The organism is Cryobacterium sp. TMT2-14 (genome assembly GCF_004402465.1).
Taxonomy (GTDB): domain Bacteria; phylum Actinomycetota; class Actinomycetes; order Actinomycetales; family Microbacteriaceae; genus Cryobacterium; species Cryobacterium sandaracinum.
The window spans coordinates 109,938-127,614 of record NZ_SOFV01000030.1; the positions used below are offsets into that span (position 1 = coordinate 109,938).

The window sequence follows — 17,677 nt, forward strand, 5'->3', positions numbered from 1 at the left end:
TTAAGCATTTGAAATGATACTTTTGGGTACGTCCCTCAATTGCTTGGAGTTTGCATGCTATCCACCCAGTCACTGCCCCTCATCAAAGCGACTCTGCCCCTGGTGGGCGAGCGCATGCCCGAGATCGCGAAGAACTTTTACGGCCGGATGCTGACCGCTCACCCCGACCTCTTCGACGGCCTCTTCAGCCGCTCCAACCAGAAAAACGGCTCGCAGCAGCAGGCCCTGGCCGGAAGTATCGCCGTCTTCGCGACCTACCTGGTGCAGAACCCCGACACCACGCCGGAGGCCATGCTCTCCCGCATCGCCCACAAGCACATCTCCCTCTCCATTGCGCCCGAGCAGTACGACATCGTCTACAAGTACCTCTTCGAGGCCATCGCCGAAGAACTCAGCGACGTCATCACGGCCGAGATCGCCGGCGCCTGGACCGAGGTCTACTGGCTGATGGCCCACGCCCTGATCAAGATGGAGAAGGGCCTTTACGCCGGTCTCGCCAGCGACAAGCCGCTCGCCCCCTGGGTCGTCGTGAAGAAGGAAGCGGCCGGCACCGACGCCGTCACATTCACCCTGGAGCCGGCCGACGACACTCCCGTGACGCCTGCCCTGCCGGGCCAGTACGTCAGCGTCACGGCCACCATGCCCGACGGCATCCGCCAGGTGCGCCAGTACTCGCTGTCGGCCGGCACGGCCACGACCCGCGTCTTCACCACCAAGCTCGACGCAGACGGCGAGGTCTCCCCCGTGCTGCACCGTGATGTGCAGGTCGGCGACACGCTCATCCTCTCCGTGCCGTGCGGCGACATCACCCTAGATCAGGGCACCGGCCCGCTGATCCTGGCCTCGGCCGGAATCGGCTGCACGCCCAGCGCATCGATCCTGCGCTCCCTGGTGGACACCGGCTCGAAGCGCGAGGTGCTCGTGCTGCATGCCGAGAGCAACCTCGAACGCTGGGCGCTGCGCGACCAGATGAGCGAAGACATCGCACTGCTGGAAGCAGCAGAGCTCGAACTCTGGCTGGAGATCCCGAGCGAGGGCCACCACGAGGGCTTCATGTCCCTTGAGAACGTGTCGATCCCGACGGATGCCTCGGTGTACCTGTGCGGTCCGCTCCCGTTCATGCGCAGCCTGCGCTCACAGGCGCTGGAGTCCGGTGTGCCGGCCGACCGCATCCACTACGAGATCTTCGGCCCTGACCTCTGGCTTGCCGGCGTCTGATCCGCGCGGAATTTCAGCGCAGCCTCAGTGCTCGTCGCCCCATTCGGTGCCCTCGAGGTCGCCGCGCAATGTGCCGGTGACCTCGTCGACCGCCTCGCCCACGGTGCCCGCGAACCGCTCCGGTGGGAACCGTCGACTGAGACCGTAGTCGCGCAGGTGGTCCTTCACCGGACCCTTCATCTCGGCGAAGATCAGCGTGATCCCGCGTGAGGCGAGGAAATCGTCGAGTTCCAGAAGTTCTTCCACGGCGGTCGTGTCGATCTCTGTGATCGGCTCGGCCGCCAGGATGACCGTGTGCACGTCACTCCCTGCCTCGGTGACGACGCGACGCACGAAGTCGTCGAAAATGCCGCCGTTGGCGAAGAACAGCGGCGCGTCGAAGCGCACGATGACGATGCCGGGCAACCGCTCGCCCTCCGGATGACGGGACAGGTCGTGGTACCCGCGCAGCCCACGGATGCGCCCGAGCTCAGCCCGGTAGGGTCGCCAGGCGTGGCTCACGAATGCCCCGAGGGACAGCACGATCGCCACGCCGATGCCCTCGATCACGCCCACGACCACGACACCGAGGAACGACGCGATGGACAGCGCGGCATCCACTTTGTTCATCCGCACGAGGGCGAGGAACCCCTTCACGTCGATCAGACCGGCGGCCGCGACGATCACGACGGCAGCGATGGTCGCCGAGGGCAGGTAGCCGGTGAGTCCGGGCGCCAGCAGCATGAACACCACGATGAGTGCGGCGCCGACCACGCCCGTGAGCTGGGTTCGTGCGCCCGCGCTCTCGGCAACGGGGGTGCGCGAGGACGACGCCGAAATGGGGAAGCCGCCGAGCAGACCGCCCGCGATGTTCGAGGCGCCGATCGCCGCCATCTCCTGACTCCCGTCGACACTCTCGCCGCGGCGCGCGGCGAACGTGCGCGACAGCACGGCCGTGTCGGCGAAGGCGATCAGGGCGACGCCGAGGGCGGGAAGGGCGAGCGCGGCGACATCCGCCCAGACCAGACCGCCGAGCGCCGGAGCGGGCAGTCCCTGCGGCATCGCCCCGACGACGGGTATGGTGCTGTGAAGCCCGAGTACGGCAGTCAGCAGTGTCGCCAGCACGACGGCCACTAGCACGCCGGGGATCCGAGATCTGCCCCAGGACAGACCCACGATGATGAGCAGCGACCCGAGTCCGAAGAGCAACGCGGTGAGGTTGACTTCGCCCCCGGCGATACCGGCCCCGATTGCGATCACGTCGGCAATCGGCGGACCCGAGTCGATCGAAAATCCCAGCAGCGCCGGCAGTTGGGAAATGATCACCAGGAGTCCGAGGGCATTCAGGTAGCCGACCCGGATGGGCTTGGAGAGCAGGTCGGTCACGAATCCGAGGCGGAGCAGTCCGCCCAGCAGGAGGATCAGGCCGACCATGATCGCGAGAAGTCCCGCCAGGGCCACCGCTCGGTCATCGTCGCCGAGGGCAAGCGGCAGGATCACGGCCGCGATGATCGGCGCCAGGGCCGAGTCGGGGCCGAGCACCAGCACGCGAGAGGGGCCGAACAAGGCATATGCCGCCAACGGAATGATCGTGGCGTACAGGCCGGTCTCTGGCGGCAGGCCGGCCACCTCGGCGTAGCCGATGCCCACCGGGATCAGCAAGGCGGTGAGCACAAGCCCCGCTCTCAGGTCAGGGAGCAGCCAGGCGCGCCGGTAGGTGAGCGCGGTATCGACACCCGGCACCCACTTCTTCACCCACGCAGCCGCCATACCGTTCCTCCCGGCCCTATCTTGGTGCATCCGGGCGGTCCGGCCTAGAGGGCCTATAAGTCGGTGTAGCCGAGATCGGGAGCCGGGAGAAAGCGGGCGACGGATGAGGGGGCGCCCGACAGCGCGAGGATCACCAGTTCGTTCTCCCCCGCAGTGAGCACCGGACCGGGCACGTACAGGGTAACCTGCGGCCCGCGATCCCAGAATCGGCCGAGGTTGAACCCGTTCAGCCAGGCCTGGCCCTTGCCCCAGCCGACGACGCTGAGAAAGAGGTCCACCCCGGGCTCGGCGACGAAACGCCCGCGGGCGAAGGCCGGGCCCGCCAGCGACCCACCGGGCATACCCCTCCGGAACAGGGAGGCGCCAAGTCCGGTCACGGCGTCGAGGCGCAGCGGGACCACCTGCCACGCCGGCTCCTCCGTGTCGAGGAGGGCCGGGCCGATCAGACCCTTGGCCTCGCCGATCCGGGGGCCGTAGTTGACCCTGCCCTGATCTTCGACGAGCACGTCGAGTCGCCCGGCAGCGTCACCGTCACCCACGCTCGGCAGGGTGAGCGAGCGGTCGTGGTTGTCGCGCTGGAGCACACCCACCGGCACACCGTCGAGAAACACCTGGGCGCGGTCGCGCACCTCAGCGAACGAGAGCACGCGGGCGGCACCCGGTGCCACCCGCGTGCGGTAGAGGGCGAACCCGGAATACTGGCCCACGGCATCCATGGTCGGCAACCCGGCGCCAGCAGCGGCAGGAACGACAGCCTCGACCCCCGCTGCAGCCTCGTCGGCCGGCACGCCCAGAACTTCGAGGGCATCCCACAGGCTGACCGACTCCCAGAGGGACACCTCGAAGGCCGGGGCCGCCCGCACCCGGTCCGGCAGCTCGTCCGGCACGCTCGTATATCGGGCGAGCACCTCCCGGAAGGCGTGGTACTTCTCGGTGGTCTGGCCGCTCTCCGACAGGGGCGCGTCGTAGTCATAGGACGTGATCGTGGGCTGGAACACGCCCTTGTCATTGGCGCCGTTCGTGAATCCGAAATTGGTGCCGCCGTGGAACATGTACAGATTGACGGATGCCCCAGTAGCCAGCAACTCGTCGAGCTCTCGCGCCGACTCTGCGGCCGAGGTGGTGTGGTGGTGTTCACCCCAGTGGTCGAACCATCCGTTCCAGAACTCCGCGCACATCAGCGGCCCGGTCGGCTGATGCCGCCGGAGGGTGGCCAGGCGTTCGCGGCTGCGTGCGCCGAACGACCCGGTCTTGTGCAGTTCGGGCAGGCTGCCGTCCTGCAGCATCTGGTCCGTCGGCTGGTCGATCGTGGTCAGTGGCACGGTGATGCCGTGGGCCCGGTTGAGCTCGACGAGCGCCGTGAGGTAGTCCTGATCGCGCCCGTAGGCACCGTACTCGTTCTCGATCTGCACCAGGATCACCGCTCCGCGGCGATCGATCTGCCGCTCGGCCACGATCGGCAGCACCTGCTCGAAGTACTCGGCGACGGCCGCCAGATACTGCGGCTCATTCCGGCGCACGCCCACTGTGGCGTTCTGGAACAGCCAGGCCGGCAATCCGCCGTTGTCCCATTCCGCACAGATAAACGGGCCGGGGCGCACGATCGCGTACAAACCCTCCGCAGCGACGAGGTCGAGAAAATGCGCCAGGTCGAGCGGCCCGTCGGTGCGGAACTCCCCGCGCACGGGTGCGTGCGCGTTCCAGGGCACGTAGGTCTCGATCGTGTTCAGGCCCATCAGCCGGGCCTTGTGGATGCGGTCGGCCCAGTGGTCGGGGTGCACCCGGAAGTAGTGGATGGCCCCGGCCAGCACTCGGAACGGCTGCCCATCGAGCAGGAAGTCCCGTTCCCCGATCGCGAAGCGGCCGGTCACGCGGTGCCGGCCGTCGTTGCCGCCACTGCCACTGCCGGCACAGCCTCCCGGGATCGGCGCAGCACGGCCACCCCGAACCGGGGCAGGTCCAGTTCGCCGTCGGTGAGCGTGGCCGGGCCGAGGTCGATGCCGATGAGTCCCGAGCCCGTGACGCCCGCCACCCGCACGACCTCCTCGCTGTGGTTGATGTAGAAGAGGTAGTCGTGGGTGTCGGACTGCCGGGCGGCGAGCTGCACCGATCCGTGCACGGCGGCAGGCAGCGGCGAGACGATCCCGGCCTGTGCGGCGAACCTTCCGACGAGGGTGGCCAGCGCCACGGTGTCGGGCACGGTGGCGACGAAGCAGGCCCGGCCGGCGCCGACAACCCGGCCCGTCACGGCGGGTACCCCGGGGTACGGACCGCCGACGAATCGGGCGAGCACCTCGACATCCGGCTGCACCGTGACGTCATGGGTGATCAGGATGCCTGTGCCTCCGTCGGGAAGGCTGGCGACGCCGGTCGGGCTGGTTCCCTCCAAACCCACGGTCTGACCGGGAAGCAGCGGGCCGAATTCCTCCGCGCGCACGCCGAGCAGATCGCGGAAGGCGCCCGGGTATCCCCCGGGATAGACGTGGTCGTCGCGGTCGGCCAGGCCGGAGAACGCACCGACGACGAGGTGGCCCCCGGCACGGGCATAGTCACCGAGGGCGGCGGCGAGCGGCTCCGGAACGACGTAGAGCATCGGCGCAATCACGAGGTCGTAGCCGGCCAGGCCGTTCTCGGCCAGGGCGATGGCCGCGGGCACGATGTCGGCCTGCAGCCCGTTGGCCAGTGCTGCGGTGTACCAGTTCATGGCCTCCACCTTGTAGCGCAGCTGGTCGGTGGGGTGCGAGTCGAGCTCGGAGGCCCACCAGGAGTCCCAGTCGAAGAGGATGCCGATGCGAGCCTGCACGGTTGTCGTGCCGGCCACCTCGGCGAGGGCGACGAGCTCGGCGCCGAAGTCCACGACCCGGCGGAACATCGTGCTGTCCTCACCCGCGTGCGGGAGCATCGCCGAGTGGAATTTCTCCGCTCCGGCGAGAGACTGGCGCCACTGGAAGAAGCAGATCGCGTCGGCGCCGTGGGCCAAGTGCGTGAGGCTGTCCCGGCGCAGCTGCCCGGGCGCCTTGGCCAGGTTCACCGGTTGCCAGTTCACGGCGCCGGTGGAGTGCTCCATCAGGAACCAGGGTTCGCGTCTGGCGATCTGCCCGGTGAGGTTGGCCGAGAACGAGAGCTCCTCGAAGGCGAGCGGGTAGGCGCCGAGGAAGTAGTGGTCGTTCGAGACAATGTCCACCTCGGTTGCCCAGTCCGCGTAGTCCATCCCCTTCACTTCGCCCATCACCATGAAGTTCGTGGTGATCGGCACGTCCGGGGTGATGCGGCGCAGGATGTCCCGCTCGGCCACCAGGTAGTCCTTCAGCGCGTCGCTGGAAAACCGGGCGAAATCGAGTTGTTGGGTGGGGTTCGGGTGGGTTCCGGCCAGGCGAGGTGGCAGGATCTGGGTCCAGGCCGAGTAGTTCTGCGACCAGAAAGCCGTGCCCCAGGCCCGGTTGAGATCGGCGAGCGAGCCGTAGCGGGCTTCCAGCCAGACCCGGAAGACCGCCGCCGCGTCATCCGAAAAGTCGTACACGTTGTGGCAGCCGAGCTCATTGCTCACATGCCACAGGGCGAGGGCCGGGTGGTCGGCGTAGCGCAGGGCCATCTTCTCGACCAGCGCGAGGGCGTAGCGGCGGAAGACCGGTGAGTTGGGGCGCCACTGCTGGCGTGCGCCGGGCCAGATCGTCTCGCCGACCCGGCTCTCGGGCAGCACCTCCGGGTGCAGCTCGGTCAGCCAGGGCGGCGGGCTGGCGGTGGCCGTGGCCAGGTCAACGGCGATGCCGTTGTCGTGCAGCAGATCAAGCACCCGGTCGAGCCAGGCGAAGTCCCACGAGTCGATGGTGGGCTGCAGCAGCGCCCAGGAGAAGATGCCGACGCTGACGATGTTCACGCCGGCCTCCCGCATCAGACGCACGTCGTCGGCCCAAACCGTTTCCGGCCACTGCTCCGGGTTGTAGTCGGCACCGTAGGCCAGCCGTGGTGTTTCAGCGGCCAGGCTCTGGCTGCCGTCGGCGAGAGGGTGGGCGTCGGGCCAGCGGACCCAGCGGGCCGGTGAAGTGTCGTGCGTCATGGTGTTCGTCTCATTCGTCGTGCAGGGTGACGGGTGTGCCGGGCGGGCGGGGGCCACCGGATCTGCGGTGGCCCCCGCTCGCCCGTCGAGCGGGGCGGATACGCCCGGTTACTTGCTGTTGACGGTGAAGCCCTGCTCCACTCCGTAGGCTGCGGTCTCGTCCTGCCAGCCCTGGAGGCCGGTGTTCAGGTCGGTCTTGTTCTCGTAGGACTGTCCGACCGTGTCAGCGAAGATGCTGTTCGAGTAGACCTGGAACGGCAGGTAGGACCAGCCGGGCACGACGTCCTTGGCGGCCTTCACGAGCACCTCGTTGATCTTCTGGCCACCGAAATACTCGCTCTCGTAGCCGAGGAACTCCTCCGACTCGAGGTCGGCGACGGTGGAGGGGAAGCTGCCGCCGTCGATCTGCAGCTGCACCCCGGGGCCGGCGTTCAGGTACTCGACGAATCCGGCCGCAACGAGCTTGTTCGTGCTCTGTTCGAGCACGGCCACGCTGGAGCCGCCGTTCTCGGCGCTGGCCGCTTCACCGGCTTCGTAGGTGGGTAACGGGGCAACCCGCCAGTCACCGGCCGATTCGGTGATGCCCGATTCGAAGTTGGCGGGCATCCAGGCGCCGGTCAGCAGGGTCGAGATGGTGCCGTCTCCGAGGGCCTTGTACCACTCGTCGGTCCAGCCGACGATCGGGGAGACGAGGCCGTCCTGAACCATCGGGTTCCACATTTCCGTCCACTCCTTGGCACCGGCATCCTGCAGGTCGATCGTGACGTCGGTGCCGTTTTCGGTCCTGTACGGATGTCCGCCGGCCTGCCAGATCATGCTCGTGGCGAAGCCGGCGTCGCCGGAGTCGCTCGAGATGTAGCGGGACGGGTCGGCGGCGTGGATCTTGGCCGCTGCCGCGGTGTATTCGGCCCAGGTGGTCGGCACGGCGATGCTGTATTCGTCGAACACGGCCTTGTTGTAGAACATGGCCATGGGGCCGGAGTCCTGCGGAAGGGCGTAGAGACCGCCGTCGATGCTCACGTTGCCCCAGGTCGACGCCGTGAACTCGTCCTCGAGTTCGGCGAAGCCGAAGTCGTTGAGGTCGGCGAGGGAATCCGACAGAGCGAACTGCGGCAGGGCGTAATACTCGATCTGAGCCACATCGGGGGCGCCCGATCCGGCCTTGATCGCGTTCTGCAGCTTGGTGTACTCGGCGCTGCCGGTGCCCGCGTTGACCACCTTGACGGTGACGTTGGGGTATTCCTCCTGGAAGGCATCCGCTGCGGCCTGCACCGGGGTGCCCCAGGACCAGACCGTGATGGTGGATTTCTCCTGCAGAGCCGCCGCGATGTCGTCGGCGGTGCCGGTTTTGGCTCCCCCGGCGGAACCCGGCGCACAGGCCGCGAGCGATCCGACCAGGCACAGGCCGGTCACCATGGCCGCTACGGTGCGTCCCACGCGTCGTGCGGTGCGGTGTGTTGATTTCATTGTGAACCCTTCACTTCTTTGAGAATGGAGGCTGCTTGGATAGTTAGGCTTTGACGCTTCCGGCGGCCAGACCCGACTGCCAGTACCGCTGGAGAAATAGGAACGCGACCACGATGGGGATGATCGTGATCAGGGAGCCGGTGATCACGAGGTTGTAGATCACGTCACCGCCCACCGTCTGCGCCTGCTGATTCCACTGGTTCAGGCCCACGGTGAGCGGGTACCAGGTCGGTTCGCTCAGCATGATCAGCGGCAGGAAATAGTTGTTCCAGGTCCCGACGATCGAGAAGAGGAGCACGGTGACGAGCCCGGGGGCCAGTAACCGCAGGGAGATGGTGAAGAAAGTGCGGATCTCTCCCGCGCCGTCCATCCGCGCGGCCTCGAGTACCTCGGTGGGCACGGAGTCGAGAGCGTAGGTCCAGATCAGGTATAGCCCGAACGGGCTGATCAGTGACGGCAGGATCACGGCCCAAGGGGTGTTTGTCAGGCCGAGCTGGCTGAACATGAGGAAGGTGGGAACGGCCAGGGCCGTTCCGGGGATGGCCACGGCGCCGAGCACGACGGCGAAGACGGCCTTCTTGCCGGGAAAGTTGAACTTGGCCAGCCCGTACCCGCCGAGGGCCGCGAGGAACGTGGCCCCGCCCGCTCCGATGACCACGTACAGCAGCGTGTTGCCGAGCCAGCGCACGAAGACACCGCCGTCGTAGGTGAGCGTCTGGGCGATGTTGTCGAACAGGGCGAAGTCGCCGCTGAACCACAGGCCGAAAGAGTTGAGCAGCGAGGCCTGCGTCTTCGTCGAGCCGACGAACAGCCAGAACAGCGGGAGCAGGCTGTAGATCAGGAAGACGACCATGACCACCGTCAGCAGCACCGACTTGCGCTTGTGCTGACTGCCGGCGCTGGGGCGGGCGTAGCGGGATCGGCGCGGGGATATGCTGCGGGTGTCCGCGGTTGTCTCGCGCACTGCGGTCGAGGCCGGGGTCAGGGATTCGGGCGTGGTGAGGGCCATCTCAGACCTCCTTTCGGGTGCCGGTGATCTGCACGATGTAGGCGATGGATGCGGTGAGCAGACCGACGATAATGGCGATGGTCGCCGAGTAGTTGTACTGCTGCCCCGAGAAGGAGAGGTTGTAGGCGTACATGTTCGGGGAGAAGAAGGTGCTGATGGCGTGCGGGGCAAGTGAGCGCAGGATGCTCGGCTCGTTGAAGAGCTGGAAGCTTCCGATGATCGAGAAGATCGCTCCGATCACCATGGCGGGCCGCAAAGCGGGGAACTTGATGCTGCGGATGATCCGGAAGGTTCCCGCACCGTCGAGCTCTGCCGCCTCGTACAGGTCCGCGGGGATGACCCGCAGCGCCGCGTAGAACAAGATCATGTTGTAGCCGACGAATTCCCAGGTGACGATGTTGCCGATCGACGCGAGCACCCAGGTGCCGGACAGTGGCGAGGGGATGGTGATCCCGAAGAAGTCGTTCAGGTTGCCGACGAGGCCGAACTGGGTGCCGTACATGAAGCCCCACATCAGTGTTGCGACCACGGCCGGCACGGCATAGGGCAGGAAGATCGCGATGCGGAACAGCGGGGACAGGTGCAGTCGGGCGCTGTCGATGGCCAGTGCGGCGAAGAGTGCGAGGGCGAGCATGATCGGAACCTGCACGGCGAGGAACAGGGTGACCCGACCCAGGGACTCCCACAGCTTGGGATCCGACAGGGCTTGGGCGTAGTTTGCGAACCCGACGAACGAGTTGCCGCCGACCAACTGGTCCTTGTAGAGGCTCAGGTAGACCGAGTAGATCACGGGAGCGATCAGCACGACGGCGAAGACGACCATGAACGGGCCGACGAATTGCCAGCCCGTCCAGTCTCTTTTCTGCCTGCGCTGCGTGCGGGTCGCCGACCCGGCTGCGGGGTGATGTGACAACGTTGTCATGCTTGCCTTCTCAACTCATCATGGTTGCGGTTTGCCGATCGCGGTCATGTTTACGTAAACATGATGTATCAGGACGGTAGCATGTTTACGTAAACATATGGAAATGGAAATCATGACCAACCCCCCGCAACGACGCACGGCGACATCCCGACTTCCATCGATGGCCGATGTGGCCGCCCTGGCGAAGGTTTCCTCCCAGACCGTGTCGCGGGTGGTCAACGGTCGCACCAACGTGGACGACGACACCCGGGAACGAGTTCTGGCCGCCATGGACGAGGCCGGCTACCGGCCCAACAGCGCCGCCCGCTCACTGAAGTCCGGCCAATTCCGTTCCATCGGAGTCGTGCTCTACACCCTCTCGACGTTCGGCAATATGCGCACCCTCGATGCGGTCACCGCATCCTCCACCCTCGCCGGCTACTCGGTCACTCTCCTGCCGGTCGCCCTCGACACTGAGAACGGCGTGGCCAGCGCCGTCACCCGGCTCGCCGAGCAGGCGGTCGACGGCATCGTCATCATCATGGAGGCCCAGGTTCTCGACCGGGCGTCGATCACCCTCCCGACTGGGGTTCCCGTGGTGATCGTCGACTCCGATGCCGGAAGCCAATTCACGGTCGTCGACACCGACCAGGTCGACGGTGCCCGCCAGGCCACGCAGCACCTGCTCGACCTGGGCCACACCACCGTCTGGCATGTGGCCGGGCCCGACGCGGCGTTCTCCGCCCGTCGCCGGGCAGCCTCCTGGCGAGCGACCCTCGAGGAGGCAGGCACGCCGGTGCCGCCGCCCCTGGTGGGCGACTGGAGCGGCAAATCGGGCTACCAGCACGGACTGACATTGGCCGCGCGCAAGGATGTCACGGCGATCTTCGCCGCGAACGACCAGATGGCCCTCGGCATCCTGCGGGCTCTGCACGAGTCCGGGCGCGCCGTGCCGCAGTCGGTCAGCGTGATCGGCTTCGACGACATGCCCGACGCCGATTCCTTCTACCCACCTCTGACCACCGTGCATCAGGACTTCGGCGAGGTCGGCCGCCTTTGCATGGTGAAGCTGCTCGAACTCATCGAGTCAAACCGGCCACACCCCGGCGCCACCCTTGTGCCGGCGCACCTGGTGCTCCGGTCGAGCACGGCCTCTCCCTCGCGCCGGGACTGACCCCGCCCACTCGCGGAGCGAGAAGAGGGCGGCCACGAAACTGACGACGGGTGACGAAAGGCCCGCAATCACGTGGATTGCGGGCCTTCCGGCTCAACAACGTGTGACAGCAACCGGTGGTGGAGATGGGGGGAATTGAACCCCCGTCCACTGCTGTGGTCATATGCCTTCTACGGGTGTATCCAGTGAAATCGTTCTACTCGGCTCCGGAATTTGCCGCTGGCATCTAATCCGACGAGCCCAGCCCTCGTTTGAGTCCCCCTACACCCCGCGGCTCAGAGTAGGAGCAATCTCTCTAAATGACGTCAGGGTCCGGGTAGAGAGCATTCCCGGCCTGGCGGACTTCTTAGTGCGCTCGCTTAGGCAGCGAGGGCGAAGTCAGTGCGGTTTGATTTGGCACTTATTGTTTTGCAGAGATCGTTTACGAGATAACCCTGCATCCTCGACCCGCTTCTCATAATTGCGCAGGCAATGTCGAAACCGATCATCCCCATGTGCACTCACTGCCACCATGGCGGCATTCGAGTGGGTCACTGTCACACGCTGTTGAGTTTTCAATCTGCTGAGTGTCAATCCTCACGGCCCGAATGGATCGTGCAGCCCTTTAGCTTACAATACGACGAGGTGGAAGGCTAGTCGCCGAGGTTTTTTCGGGCGGAGATGGCCCGGTCGGACTCGCGCTTGTCCTGGCGCTCGCGCAGTGTCTGGCGCTTGTCGTACTCTTTCTTGCCCTTGGCGACCGCGATCTCCACCTTGGCCTTGCCGTTCTTGAAGTAGAGCCGCAGCGGGACGAGCGTGTAGCCGCCCTCTTTGGTTTTGTGGCTGATTTTGATGATCTCCTGCTTGTGCATCAGGAGTTTGCGCTTGCGCCGCGGCGGGTGGTTGGTCCACGTGCCGGCGACGTACTCCTGGATGTGCACGGCGTCCAGCCAGATCTCGCCGTTCTCGATGAAAGCGTAGCCGTCGACGAGCGAAGCCCGACCGGCCCTGAGAGACTTGACCTCGGTGCCGCTGAGTACCATTCCGGCCTCGTAGGTCTCCTCAATGAGGTAATCGTGGCGTGCCTTGCGATTGGTCGAGACGACCTTCTCGCCTATTTCCCTGGGCACGGCATACTCCTCGACTCGGTGGATGTGTTCGGACGCGATGCCGACCAGCCCACCAGTCTAGCGCTCTGGGGGCGGGCCGAGCGGAGTAGGTCAGACCTTCAGATAGCGCGTGATGGCGAATTGAGCGGAGAAGGCCGCCAGCACCGCGCCGACCACCAACAGGATCGGAACCACCACGAGGGCGTCTTGCATGCCGACGAGGGAGAAGTTGGTCAGACGTTCGCCCAGATAGCCCTGCACGAACCAGTACACGAGACCGAGAACGGCGCCTCCCGCCAGCAGCGATCCCAGCAGAGCCGCGAAAACACCCTCCAGGATGAAGGGCGTTTGAATGAACCGATTGGATGCCCCGACCAGCCTCATGATGCCCAGCTCGCGCCGCCTGGAGAACGCGGAGAGACGGATGGTGGTGGCGATCAGCAGGGCCGCCGCCACAAGCATCAGCGCGGCGATGCCGATCGCGGTGTAACTGGCAACGTTCAGCACGGAGAAGATCTGGTCCAGGTACTTTCGTTGGTCCGCGACGTTCTCCACCCCGGCGACGCCGGACAGAGCCTCTACGAGCACATCCGATTGCGAGGGATCGCCGAGGTTGACCCAGAAGGTTTCGTTCAACTGGTCAGCGGTGACGTAGTCGACCACCGGGTTGTCGGCGAACTGCTTCTTGAAGTTCTCGAAGGCCTGGTCGTGAGTCTCGAAGTAGTACTTGTCGATGAACGGTGACAGGGTAGGGGTCTCGAGCTGCGCCTTGACCGTGTCGATCTGTTCGGGCGTGGCCTCCCCGGCCGTGCACGTCTCACCCGACGAAATGGCGGTGCACATGTAGATGCCCACCTGGGCGCGGTCGTACCAGAAGTTCTTCATCTGGCCGATCTGCATCTGCATCAGGATCGCGGCGCCCACGAAGGTCAGCGAGATGAAGGTCACGAGCACCACGGAAACGACCATGGAGGCGTTGCGGCGCAGGCCGTTGGCTGCTTCGGAGAGCACGAGTCCGAGTCTCATCGGGTGGGCCCTACATTCTGTTCGCCGGTCTGGTCCGGTTTTTCGCCCGGCGCGCGCAGCCCGAGCTTCTCGGCCAGGGTCAACTGCTCCGGTACGTCGTGCTGGGTGATCGGAAGAACCGGCCGGGTCATGGCCCGGCTCAGGTCGGTCATCGAAGCATCGGCGGCGGAATCCGCTTCTGCTTCTGCGTCCGTTTCTGCTTCTGCTTCTGCTTCCACTTCTGCGTCCTCGGACGATCCGTCGTCGAGGGGCGCCGGATCGGCCGGACTTTTCGCGGCTGAGAACGGGGCCGCGGCAGGCTCGGCGACCGGCGCCGGCACGGGAACCGGTGGAAAGGTGAGGGGAGGGTGCGACGCAGGCAGAACCTCGTCAGTGGGCACGGCGGTAGGGGCGGCGGCGGCCGGCGCGAAAATGGATGACGGTGCCGCAGCCGCAGGTGCCACACCCGACGAGCCACTGGGAACCTCTCGGGCGGAACGGCGCCCGGTGCCGGCGGTGGTGGTGGGGATGGCCGCGGTGGCGTAGCCACCCTGGCGCTCGTCGCGCACGATGCGTCCACCGACGAGTTCGATCACACGGCGCTGCATCTGGTCGACGATTCCGGCCTCGTGGGTGGCCATGATCACGGTCGTGCCGGCGGCGTTGATACGTTCGAGCAGGGCCATGATGCCGGCGCTGGTGGTGGGGTCGAGGTTTCCGGTGGGCTCGTCGGCCAGCAGGATCTGCGGCTTGTTCACGATGGCGCGGGCGATGGCAACACGCTGCTGCTCACCACCGGAGAGTTCGTGGGGCAGGCGCAGCGCCTTTTCGGCCAGTCCGACCATCTCGAGGGTGTCGGGTACGGCTTCCTGGATGAACCCGCGCGACTTGCCGATCACCTGCAGACTGAAGGCCACGTTGTCGAAAACGCTCTTATTCGGCAGCAGGCGGAAGTCTTGGAAGACGACGCCCATGTTGCGGCGGAAATAGGGCACCTTGCGGTTGGAGATCGACCGCAAGTCCTGTCCGAGCACGTGAATGCTGCCGCTGGTGGGCCGGTCTTCCTTCAGCACAAGGCGGAGGCAAGTCGATTTCCCCGAGCCGGAAGCACCGACGAGAAAGACGAACTCTCCGCGCAGCACCTCGACGCTGATGGCGTCCAGTGCCGGTCGGTTCGTTCCCGGATACTTCTTGGTGATGGTGTCAAAACGAATCATGGCCCCTTGAGCCTAGGCAGGCATCTTGATAATTCCTACTCCGACATACCTAACCGGTGACAGACCCGCAGATCAAGGCTCTAACCCTGCGGCGCCTGCTTGCGCCAACGGATGCCGGCGGCGATGAAACCGTCAAGGTCGCCGTCGAACACCTGGCCGGGATTGTTGACCTCGTAGTTGGTGCGCAGGTCCTTGACCATTTGGTACGGCGCGAGCACGTAGCTGCGCATCTGGTCGCCCCAGCTGGCCGTGATCACCCCGGCCAGCTCCTTCTTGGTGGCGGCTTCCTGCTCGCGCTGCAGCAACAGCAGCCGGGACTGCAGCACGCGCATGGCGGCGGCCCGGTTCTGGATCTGGCTCTTCTCGTTCTGGCAGCTCACCACCGTGCCCGTGGGCAGGTGGGTGATGCGCACGGCGGAGTCGGTCGTGTTCACGGACTGGCCGCCGGGTCCGCTGGAGCGGAAGACGTCGACCCGGATGTCGTTCTCGGGCACCTCGATCGACTCGGTCTGCTCGATCAGCGGAACCACCTCCACAGCGGCGAAGGAGGTCTGGCGTTTACCGGCGGAGTTGAACGGGCTCATCCGCACGAGGCGGTGCGTGCCGGCCTCGACGCTCAGCGTGCCGAAGGCGTAGGGCGTATCCACCTGGATGGTCGCGCTCTTGATGCCGGCCTCTTCGGCGTAGCCCACGTCGAGCACCTGCACGGGGTAGTTGTGCTGCTCGGCCCAGCGCAGGTACATGCGCAGCAGCATCTCGGCGAAGTCGGCCGCGTCGACGCCGCCGGCGCCGGAACGGATGGTGATGACCGCCGGACGCACGTCGAATTCGCCGTTGAGCAGCGTGTGCACCTCGAGGTCGCCGAGCACCTTCGTGATGCTCGCGAGTTCCGCGGTGGCCTCGTCAGCCGATTCCTGGTCACCCTCGGCGTTGGCGAGTTCCACCAGCACCTCAAGGTCGTCGAGGCGGGACTCGATGCTCACGATGCGGGCCAGCTCCGACTGGCGATGGCTCAGCTGGCTGGTCACCTTCTGCGCGTGGTCGGAGTCGTCCCACAGATCGGGCGCACCGGCCTGTTCATTCAGGTCGGCGATATCGGTGCGGAGTCGATCGATATCGATCACCGACCGGATGTCGTCGAACGTGGCCCGCAGTGCGGCGATCTGCTCCGAGAATTCCAGCTCAATCATGTCGAACCCCAGCCTACCGGGCCACCCGGTCACGGCATCCGCTCGTGGAGTCCGCTTTCAGCGCCGGATGCGGCTGGTCCGGACCCTGGAAAGGTCCATGCTGACCATTCCGTGTGGCCGCGGTTCGTGCACGGCGGAATGCCCTGCCCGGCGTCAACCAATTCGACGGAGATTCTCGTGTGAAAGCGCTCTTTCGGCCCGCTCAGGGCTGATTCAGGCAGAATCTCCGTCGAATTCGTTCGGGTCGAAGCTGCCGTAAGGGTGCGGACTCGAAACACCAACACCCGCCCGGGGATAACATCGACAAGCCATGAGTAACGCCGACCGCCCCTTCCAGATGCGTTCCGTCGCACTCGCCGCGTTCCTACCGACCCTCCTGTTCTCGATCGGCGAGGGCGCGATCATCCCGCTGATCCCGATCGTGGCCAACGACCTGGGTGCCACACTCGCGATCGCAGGGTTCATCGCCGCCATGATCATGGTGGGTGAACTGGCCGGGGACATCCCCAGCGGCTGGGTGGTCTCCCTCATCGGGGAGCGCAACGCCATGATCTGGGCATCCTTGCTCACGATCATCGCCGTACTGATCTGCATCGTCGCTCCCAACCCGCTCGTGCTGGGCATCGGCATCTTCCTGATCGGCCTGGCCACCGCCGTGTTCGCCCTGGCCCGCCACGCGTTCATGACCAGCTACGTGCCTCTGGCCTACCGGGCCCGGGCGCTGTCGACCCTCGGCGGCATCTTCCGCGCCGGCTGGTTCATCGGCCCGTTCATCGCCGCCGCCCTGCTCAGCCTCACCGACAGCACCGAGTCGGTGTTCTGGGTGTTCGTGGTCTGTTGCCTCGGCGCGGCCGCGATGCTGCTCCTGCTGCCCGATCCCGAGAGCACTTTCGGTGGCCCGCAACTGGTGAAGGCGCCCGACGGATCTGTCATGCCGGCCGGGCGGGAGCTCGCGGCCGAGGAATCCCAGGGGCTGTTCCGCACCATCTGGGGCCACCGAGCGGTGCTCCTGCGCCTTGGCACGGGCGCGGGCCTGATCGGGGCGATGCGCGCCTCCCGCACGGTGCTGCTCCCGCTCTGGGCGGTCAGCATCGGCATCAGCGTCCCCGACATCGCCCTGATCATCGGCATCGCCGGCGCGGTCGACTTCGCCCTCTTCTACGTCAGTGGCCAGATCATGGACCGTTTCGGCCGCCTGTGGACCGCCATCCCGTCGATGATCGGCCTAGGTGCCGGGCACCTCATTCTCGCGTTCACACACGACTTGCCCGGCAACGTGGAGTGGTTCGTCGCCGTGGCCATGATCCTGTCGCTCGCCAACGGCATCGGCAGTGGCCTCCTGATGACGCTCGGCGCCGACCTGGCCCCGAAGAACAACAGCCCGGCACCGTTCCTGGGCGCATGGCGCTTCACCGCCGACCTGGGCGGGGCCGTCGCCCCCCTGGCCGTGGCCGGCCTGACCGCGGTCGCCACCATCTCGATCGCCAGCGTCGTGATGGGAGTGTTCGGACTGTTCGGCGCCGTGATTCTGGGCCGCTACATCCCCCGCTACGCGCCTCGCCGGCCGCGCATGCGTCCCTGACGCTGCCTCGGCCCCGACGC

13 protein-coding genes and 1 other RNA gene are annotated in these 17,677 nt (G+C 66.2%); 3 read left to right on the plus strand and 11 right to left on the minus strand.

The features are described 5' to 3' along the window. Window positions 1–54: 54 nt before the first annotated feature. The gene (locus E3O28_RS11270; protein ID WP_104102787.1) at window positions 55–1,218 is read left to right on the plus strand and encodes a globin domain-containing protein; all 1,164 of its coding nucleotides are present in this window, start codon (window positions 55–57) and stop codon (window positions 1,216–1,218) included. Window positions 1,219–1,242: 24 nt separating this feature from the next. Here the strand turns inward: E3O28_RS11270 and E3O28_RS11275 are convergent, their stop codons facing one another. The 6 genes from E3O28_RS11275 to E3O28_RS11300 all read right to left on the minus strand — a co-directional run bounded on the left by E3O28_RS11275 (window position 1,243) and on the right by E3O28_RS11300 (window position 10,422). Then, complete coding sequence (locus tag E3O28_RS11275; RefSeq protein WP_104102784.1) at window positions 1,243–2,967, minus strand: SulP family inorganic anion transporter; 1,725 nt, start codon at window positions 2,965–2,967, stop codon at window positions 1,243–1,245. 53 nt (window positions 2,968–3,020) lie between these two features. Then, window positions 3,021–4,838: a glycoside hydrolase family 35 protein gene (locus E3O28_RS11280; protein ID WP_174720164.1), complete on the minus strand. Its 1,818-nt coding sequence runs from the start codon at window positions 4,836–4,838 to the stop codon at window positions 3,021–3,023. Continuing rightward, window positions 4,835–7,024: a beta-galactosidase gene (locus E3O28_RS11285; RefSeq protein ID WP_134416032.1), complete on the minus strand. Its 2,190-nt coding sequence runs from the start codon at window positions 7,022–7,024 to the stop codon at window positions 4,835–4,837. The genes E3O28_RS11280 and E3O28_RS11285 overlap by 4 nt, the downstream gene beginning before the upstream one ends. A 108-nt stretch (window positions 7,025–7,132) precedes the next feature. Then, window positions 7,133–8,491: an extracellular solute-binding protein gene (locus E3O28_RS11290; RefSeq protein ID WP_134416034.1), complete on the minus strand. Its 1,359-nt coding sequence runs from the start codon at window positions 8,489–8,491 to the stop codon at window positions 7,133–7,135. A 43-nt stretch (window positions 8,492–8,534) separates the two neighbouring features. After that, on the minus strand, window positions 8,535–9,344 hold the full coding sequence (locus E3O28_RS11295; protein WP_233191546.1) for a carbohydrate ABC transporter permease: 810 nt from the start codon (window positions 9,342–9,344) through the stop codon (window positions 8,535–8,537). Between the two features lie 157 nt (window positions 9,345–9,501). Next, the gene (locus E3O28_RS11300) at window positions 9,502–10,422 is read right to left on the minus strand and encodes a sugar ABC transporter permease (RefSeq protein WP_134416038.1); all 921 of its coding nucleotides are present in this window, start codon (window positions 10,420–10,422) and stop codon (window positions 9,502–9,504) included. A 103-nt stretch (window positions 10,423–10,525) separates the two neighbouring features. On the opposite strand from E3O28_RS11300, the gene E3O28_RS11305 reads away from it, so the two are divergent. Continuing rightward, entirely contained in the window at window positions 10,526–11,575 is a 1,050-nt protein-coding gene (locus E3O28_RS11305) for a LacI family DNA-binding transcriptional regulator (protein ID WP_241973109.1), read from the plus strand. A gap of 117 nt (window positions 11,576–11,692) precedes the next feature. Here E3O28_RS11305 and ssrA read toward each other — a convergent pair. From ssrA to prfB, 5 genes are all read right to left on the minus strand, one after another. After that, window positions 11,693–12,067, minus strand: a transfer-messenger RNA (tmRNA) gene (gene ssrA / locus E3O28_RS11310). Between the two features lie 140 nt (window positions 12,068–12,207). Beyond that, window positions 12,208–12,684, minus strand: a complete 477-nt coding sequence (smpB, locus tag E3O28_RS11315) for an SsrA-binding protein SmpB (RefSeq protein ID WP_104193627.1) — start codon at window positions 12,682–12,684, stop codon at window positions 12,208–12,210. A 90-nt stretch (window positions 12,685–12,774) separates the two neighbouring features. Beyond that, a complete protein-coding gene (gene ftsX / locus E3O28_RS11320) occupies window positions 12,775–13,689 on the minus strand; it encodes a permease-like cell division protein FtsX (protein WP_134341825.1) in 915 nt (304 codons plus the stop codon). Then, a complete protein-coding gene (gene ftsE, locus E3O28_RS11325) occupies window positions 13,686–14,885 on the minus strand; it encodes a cell division ATP-binding protein FtsE (protein WP_134416040.1) in 1,200 nt (399 codons plus the stop codon). Before ftsE ends, ftsX begins: the two co-directional genes overlap by 4 nt. Before the next feature lie 80 nt (window positions 14,886–14,965). Beyond that, on the minus strand, window positions 14,966–16,075 hold the full coding sequence (gene prfB, locus E3O28_RS11330; RefSeq protein WP_134416042.1) for a peptide chain release factor 2: 1,110 nt from the start codon (window positions 16,073–16,075) through the stop codon (window positions 14,966–14,968). Window positions 16,076–16,385: 310 nt separating this feature from the next. On the opposite strand from prfB, the gene E3O28_RS11335 reads away from it, so the two are divergent. Continuing rightward, entirely contained in the window at window positions 16,386–17,657 is a 1,272-nt protein-coding gene (locus E3O28_RS11335; RefSeq protein ID WP_104100202.1) for an MFS transporter, read from the plus strand. Window positions 17,658–17,677: the final 20 nt, after the last annotated feature.

Coding starts and splice junctions, on each gene's coding strand:
- E3O28_RS11300 (WP_134416038.1), bottom strand. CDS start 10,422: ATGACAACGTTGTCACATCACCCCGCAGCCGGGTCGGCGACCCGCACG.
- E3O28_RS11305 (WP_241973109.1), top strand. CDS start 10,526: ATGGAAATCATGACCAACCCCCCGCAACGACGCACGGCGACATCCCGA.
- E3O28_RS11275 (WP_104102784.1), bottom strand. CDS start 2,967: ATGGCGGCTGCGTGGGTGAAGAAGTGGGTGCCGGGTGTCGATACCGCG.
- prfB (WP_134416042.1), bottom strand. CDS start 16,075: ATGATTGAGCTGGAATTCTCGGAGCAGATCGCCGCACTGCGGGCCACG.
- E3O28_RS11270 (WP_104102787.1), top strand. CDS start 55: ATGCTATCCACCCAGTCACTGCCCCTCATCAAAGCGACTCTGCCCCTG.
- E3O28_RS11295 (WP_233191546.1), bottom strand. CDS start 9,344: ATGGTCGTCTTCCTGATCTACAGCCTGCTCCCGCTGTTCTGGCTGTTC.
- ftsX (WP_134341825.1), bottom strand. CDS start 13,689: ATGAGACTCGGACTCGTGCTCTCCGAAGCAGCCAACGGCCTGCGCCGC.
- E3O28_RS11285 (WP_134416032.1), bottom strand. CDS start 7,024: ATGACGCACGACACTTCACCGGCCCGCTGGGTCCGCTGGCCCGACGCC.
- E3O28_RS11290 (WP_134416034.1), bottom strand. CDS start 8,491: ATGAAATCAACACACCGCACCGCACGACGCGTGGGACGCACCGTAGCG.
- ftsE (WP_134416040.1), bottom strand. CDS start 14,885: ATGATTCGTTTTGACACCATCACCAAGAAGTATCCGGGAACGAACCGA.
- E3O28_RS11335 (WP_104100202.1), top strand. CDS start 16,386: ATGAGTAACGCCGACCGCCCCTTCCAGATGCGTTCCGTCGCACTCGCC.